The sequence below is a fragment of the Haematobacter genomosp. 1 genome (genome assembly GCF_002196855.1).
Taxonomy (GTDB): Bacteria; Pseudomonadota; Alphaproteobacteria; order Rhodobacterales; family Rhodobacteraceae; genus Haematobacter.
On the sequence record NZ_NIPW01000050.1, the window covers coordinates 1 to 5,545 of the forward strand.

8 protein-coding genes are annotated in these 5,545 nt (G+C 67.9%); all 8 read right to left on the minus strand.

Features of this window, described 5'->3' with window-relative positions; all coding sequences use genetic code 11:
- Window positions 1–453: 453 nt before the first annotated feature.
- Window positions 454–963: a helix-turn-helix domain-containing protein gene (locus CDV49_RS20575; protein WP_088216804.1), complete on the minus strand. Its 510-nt coding sequence runs from the start codon at window positions 961–963 to the stop codon at window positions 454–456.
- The gene (locus CDV49_RS18545; RefSeq protein WP_088216805.1) at window positions 960–1,232 is read right to left on the minus strand and encodes a hypothetical protein; all 273 of its coding nucleotides are present in this window, start codon (window positions 1,230–1,232) and stop codon (window positions 960–962) included. Before CDV49_RS18545 ends, CDV49_RS20575 begins: the two co-directional genes overlap by 4 nt.
- 78 nt (window positions 1,233–1,310) lie before the next feature.
- Window positions 1,311–2,237 (minus strand): helix-turn-helix domain-containing protein, encoded by a 927-nt coding sequence (locus CDV49_RS18550; RefSeq protein WP_088216806.1) that lies wholly within the window; start codon window positions 2,235–2,237, stop codon window positions 1,311–1,313.
- Window positions 2,234–2,521, minus strand: a complete 288-nt coding sequence (locus CDV49_RS20330; RefSeq protein WP_143413206.1) for a hypothetical protein — start codon at window positions 2,519–2,521, stop codon at window positions 2,234–2,236. The genes CDV49_RS18550 and CDV49_RS20330 overlap by 4 nt, the downstream gene beginning before the upstream one ends.
- Window positions 2,522–2,621: 100 nt before the next feature.
- Complete coding sequence (locus CDV49_RS18555; RefSeq protein WP_088216807.1) at window positions 2,622–4,142, minus strand: YfjI family protein; 1,521 nt, start codon at window positions 4,140–4,142, stop codon at window positions 2,622–2,624.
- Window positions 4,139–5,020 carry a DUF7146 domain-containing protein gene (locus tag CDV49_RS18560; RefSeq protein WP_088216808.1) on the minus strand — a complete coding sequence of 294 codons (882 nt, stop codon included), beginning with the start codon at window positions 5,018–5,020 and terminating at the stop codon, window positions 4,139–4,141. The genes CDV49_RS18555 and CDV49_RS18560 overlap by 4 nt, the downstream gene beginning before the upstream one ends.
- Before the next feature lie 64 nt (window positions 5,021–5,084).
- On the minus strand, window positions 5,085–5,366 hold the full coding sequence (locus CDV49_RS18565; protein ID WP_088216809.1) for a hypothetical protein: 282 nt from the start codon (window positions 5,364–5,366) through the stop codon (window positions 5,085–5,087).
- A partial coding sequence (locus CDV49_RS18570) for a transcriptional coactivator p15/PC4 family protein (protein ID WP_088216810.1) occupies window positions 5,363–5,545 on the minus strand: 183 nt, incomplete at its 5' end. The genes CDV49_RS18565 and CDV49_RS18570, both read right to left, overlap by 4 nt.

Genomic DNA, 5,545 nt, shown 5'->3' on the forward strand with positions numbered 1-5,545 from the left:
CGGCAGCCCCCAAACACCCCATAGGGCGGGCTGCCGATGTTAGGGTAATCTTAGGGTGGAACCCCACAGGCCCTGACAGCCCATGACATGCGGGCGCACGGGCGTGTATTGGTCGCCCAGCGGCCACGGAGGGCTATCAGCCCATCCCCACGCGGGCGCGTATCGCGGCCCGATTGCGGCAGGCGGAGGAAAGAGGGCGACGGGGCTAGGTTCACGCGAACCTCGGTTGCTGGCCGGAGCCAGGACTACGGTTTGGAAGACAACCCCGTCATGCAGAGTATCCCTTGTGGCCCGAGAAAATTCAACTCCGATGAGCTATAACACTCCATGACGAGGCGGCGCTTGGGGCAGGTCAACTTTTGCTAACCCCATCCCGGCAGAACATGGGTGAAACCCTGCATATTCGTGGCCTTTGAAATCCCGCAATCTCTTGCGGGTTTTAGGCACTGGCACTCACTCCCGGCGGTCCCTCTCCGCCCTCCAGCGGGCCCACCTTTGCCGCTGGGCCTCGCGGATGCGCTCCAGCCCCTCCGGCGTTCTGGCTCCGGTGGACATGCCACCGTGAAACTTGCACCGCTTCTTGCCGGGTTCCGACTTGCACCGACAGGGCGTGCCTTTCCGCGTCCTGGCGTTGCACCGCACCTGGAGCTTTGCCCGCTGTGCCTCGCGGCGCTGGGCGTCACGCGCCTGCCATGCGGCCACTTGGACCATGAAGGCGGCTTCCCGTGCCCGATCCTGTGCCGCCATCCTTTCAACCCATCCCGCAGGCGCGCGTTTGATGTCAGATTTATCCGGCAGCGTCAGCACGTCGGCCATGCGCAGCACCGCCCATGCCCTCCGGTCCACCTCAGCCTTGCACTCCCAGTAGCTGACGGCATGACGACCGATGCCGACGCGCTGGGCGAGAGCCCCCTGCGACAGCCCCGCAGCCCTGCGGATGGCGGCAAGCTCGGCCCCCGTCATGCCTTGCGCTCCCGCATGGCGCGCTTGCGGCAACCGGTGGAGCAATAGACGGCATCGGCGCGGCGATAGAGCGGCACGGGTCGGCCGCATTGCGGGCAGGTCCAGCCATCGCGCTTGAGGTTGGCCAGCACGGCGCGGGCACGGGCAAGGCGGGTTCGGGGGCAGCCCGTGAAGGGCGGCAGGCGGCTTGTCCACATCTCGGCAATGATGACGGGACGGCCGCGCTCGTTCTCGTCATAGGACAGGCCGAATGGGTCAGGTCCGGGCATGATGCATCCCCGCGTCTAAGATGGGGTTACAGGCGGGCGAAGGCATTGGCGCGACAGGCCCAGCACGAACTAACAGAGTCATGCCGCCCTCCTGCGCCAGTTGCCCACTGTCTGCGGGCTGCATCCCACGCGGCGGGCAATCTGCCGATCCGACAGGTCGGGTTCGGTCGCCAGAAGATCCAGCACGGCGGTGCGGCGATGGCCCGGACGATGGGGCTCACCCGCCAATGGCGATTGCATCCCTGCGGCTATGGCCTCGAAATCCGCCCGCAGCGTCGCAATCATTGCCTCATCGTCGTGGATGTCACCGGTGAACCCCCGGTCATTGAGATGCGCCAACCACGCCAGCCGGGCGCGCATGCCCTCGATGGACGGCGCGGGCGTCCGGTCCATGTGTCGCTCAAGCGCAGCCTGTCGGGCGCGGACATGGGCCGGGGCATCATAGTATGGCTCGAAGGTGATGCGGTCGGACACCAGCTTTTCCCATGCCGCATGTTCGGCCCAGATGCCTTGTAGGGTATCGGGCAGCGGAGAAGCCGCCTGAATGGCAGCCCACATGGCCGGTGTGGGGTTGCCTGTCACCCATCCCTGGAAGCTGTCCCCTCCCTCGCGCAGCGGCAGCAATGCGCGGCGCAGGCGCTTCTCCAGATCGGTCGGGAAGAACACCGCCTTTTCCGACCCGTACTCCGCCAGGAGTTCCTTGCACCGGGCAAGGCGGTTGGCCTCCCGATCAGCACGGCGGCGGGCTTGCTCGGCCTTGTAGCCCGGCTCCCTCGCCTCCATCCAATCCGCGAACCCCGTGAACGGATTGCCCGACTGCGGCGCGGCAGGCTTCGCGACGTCCAATTTGGGCAGCGCCTGTTGCAGCGTCATCCCGGCGCGGGCGGCCAGCACTTCGGCCTTGGCTTTCGCGGCCCGTCTCTCCCCGTCGGTCTTTGCGCCGTCCATCAGCGCCCTGACCTTGCGCAGCTTCTCCATGTCCAATGTGAACGCGTGAACGGTCATGCCGCGCCCCCGTTTCCGTCATGGCAATGAGGGAAGCTGTCCGGCTGCACCCACGCCCGGCAGATACCGCAGAACAACCGCCCGTCTGGCCCGTGGCGGTCCCATACCGAAAGCTGGCGCCAGTCATCGAGCCGGATGATGCGACCTGTCCATGTGACCGGGTTCCCCGCGATGGATCGGCCATGCCGGAACATGTCGTCATCATCCCGCGAAGGGGCCGGAGCGCTGGGCGACGGGGTGAAGGGCAGCACGGGGGCTGACGCCGGGTTTTCGGCCCGCTGCACCGCTACATCCACTACTTTCGCTACATTCGGCCGATTTGTAGCGGGTGTAGCGATTGTAGCAGGGGTGGCCGCGAGAATTTCAGACAGAGCGGCTTGCACATCAAACAACATGGTCGGGCCTCACGATCCGATACGCCTCGCGCCGTGCGCCGCCGCGAATGATGGTCCCAGACGGTAGGGGAGCGAGATGGCCAGCCTTAACGAGCATCGCGAGCGGCGCAGCGAGTGCTTTGCCTTCCCGCAGGGCGTTTGGCCCGGACTGAACAATCTCGCGCGGCGTCACGTCATCATGCGGCCAGCTTTCCAGCAGCCATTTCCGCAGGCGTTCCGCCTTGGCGGTTTCGTCCGATACGGCCCCGGCCTCGGCCAGCCTGCGCGCTTCCGACAGGTAGAATTGAGCGAGATCGATGCCCCATCCCATCGCCTGCGGGGCGACCTCTGGCGCGCCCAGATCGGCCCAGAGCGTCAGCACCCCAGCAATGCGCGCCGCCTGCTCTGCCGCCTTGGAGCCATAGGCCCGGACATGCTCCATCTGCCCGCCAGAGGCCTGTGCCGCTTCCACCGTGGAATAGAAGCGCCACAGCAATTCCTTGGCCCCCTGCGACAGCGGCAGACGCACCGGGGTGAGTTCCTGCGGATTGTCGCCGGTCGGCATGGACGTTTCGAGAATGGCGCCCAGGCGTGCCGTGAAAGCGGCAATGGCCATGTCGCTCGCCCCGCTGTGCCCCCGCCGCAACCGCGTGCCAATCGCGCTGGGCGGCTCGGTGATGAGGAAGCGGGCAAGGAAGCCCTGTCCCGATGCCTGCGGGTCGGCCAGCAGCGGACGGGCGGCGATAGGCTGTGCCATCAGGTGGATGGCGAGCCGGCGGCCGGGATAGTCGCTGGCACCATCCCCGGAACGGATGCGGTTTACCGTGTCGCCGTTCCAGAGCTGCGAGAGCCCGGCAATGGTCTTGAGCCGGTTGTCCGAGTTCATCGCGTGGCCGCCGATGAAGCCCCCGGCCTCGTCCGAGAACAGGCCCAAGGCCGGGCGGCCAATCTGGTAGAGCTTCAACAGGCCCTCAAGCGTTGGTTCCTGTGCCGTGAGGCTCGGATAGAGCGGCGCGCGCGGCTCCGGCCCAAGGGCGCGCAGATCGGCCTCGGCCGCCGTGGCCTTCATCTTGTCGGAGGCCGCGGCCTCGGTCATCAGCCGCTTGCGCTTGCCCTGCCAGATTTCGCGGGCAACCTCGAAGTCGGAGAATGCGGCCCGGAAGACGTCGGCCTGTGCCCGCTCATGGTCGCGGACGCCCTTCATCAGCAGCCGGTCGCAGGAGGATTTGCGCTCGCCGCTCTCCGCGATGGTCAGGCAGAACAGCGAACACGGCACATCCCCGCCCAGCGTCTCCACGTTGGCGAAGCCCTGCACCGTCAGAGAGGCGACAGAGAGCGCCGATTGCGCAGCGATGCCGACAGGGGCCTGTGTCACATCCTGCACCGCCGCCACGGCCGCCGCGAGCGGACCGAGCGCTGCGACGGGATAGGGTTTGCCGGGAGGAATCTCCCGCAGGAGGGGTTGCGGTCCTTCGGCCTTGAAGGGGATGGGTTCGGCCGCGAAAGCCGGAGTGATGCCGGGCGCGTTCATGCGCTGGCCCCTTTCATGGTGAGAATGTCGTTCCAGTCACGCCCCTCCGGCGCGGGAAGCAGGCTGACGGTCCAGCCGAGGGCGGCGGCGCGTTCGGCCAGTGCATGGCCCGCTGCTCGGCCCGGCGCGTCACCGTCCGTCGCAACGGTCAGGCGACCCGGAGTGGGCGGCAGGCGCAGTCCGGTCAGACCGGAAGTGGAGAGCGCGGCCCAGATCGTCGCAAGCGCGTGCAGGAGCCCACTAGAGAGGCTGAGAGCGGTTTCTATGCCCTCCGCCACCACGAGCGCGCCGTTGCCCTCAGCGACTCGCACGGCGCCTCCGGTGACAGCCCCCAGCATCGCCTTGGCCGGGCTCACCTCCGCCTTGCCGCTGCCATCGGCCCGCAGATAGGTGCGATGCACCGCGAAACGGTCGGCCCCCTCCACCATCGCCACCATGGCTGGCAGGCGCTGCGCGGTCGGATGCCAGCACGCGGGATGGAAGCGCAGGCTCTCCGGCAGCGCGCAGGTGATGCCCCGGCCCCGGAGGTAAGTTTCGGCCAGCGTGCCACCGATCGGTCGCGCCTCGCGCCAGACGGCGAGCGCCTGACGTTTCCGCTTCTCGGCCTCCCGGCGTTGCTCCGCCTGATAAAGGGCCAGCTCGGACGGATCGGTCTGCGGAACCGTGCCGCGGCCCTCCACGATGCCCAGCCCGCGCAGGGCGTCGAGCACAGCCGCGAAGCTGCACCCTGTCTTGCAGTGGGCCAGCAGCCGCCCGGACGGGCCGTCTGCCAGCGTAAGGCTGGGGTGGCGGTCGCCATGTGCCGGGCAGCAGGCCAAGCCGTAGCGGCCGTGCCAGCGCCCTTGCAGCGCAGCCGTGATGCGTTGGGCCTCGGTCATCGCAACCACCCGCACCATGCCAGCACGAGGAAGGCCAGCAGCAGGCCCAGAAGCTGGATCTCCGTCATGCCCGGCCCTCCGTTCCGCGAAAGGCGTGGAAGGCGGCGACGCGGGCCTGTCCTTCGGCAATCAACCGGCGCACCTCCGCCTCGCACCCCAGCCGTTCGGCCAGGGTGAGAAGCGACCCACCGGCAACCGCCAGATGGTCGTGCAGCGCGTCCAGCGTCTCGCCCACGTCGCGGAAGCTGGTGCGGTCGGTGGCGGTGATGAGCTTGCGCCCCGCAATGGCGATGGACGCGGCGGCGGCGAGCAGTTCGGCGCTGGTGGGCTCTCCCTTGCCGGTCATTGCAGCACCGCCTTTCGGGCCTTGCCCAGCGCCTCCAGCACCTCGCCCAGCAGCTCCAGACGGAAGGCAATGCCCTGCCTGCCGGGGCGGTATTCCCCGGATGCGTGGAGATACCAGACGCGGGCATTCACCAGTTCCACGCCCTTGAAGGTCTCCACCGTGAAGCGGATTTCCTCCCG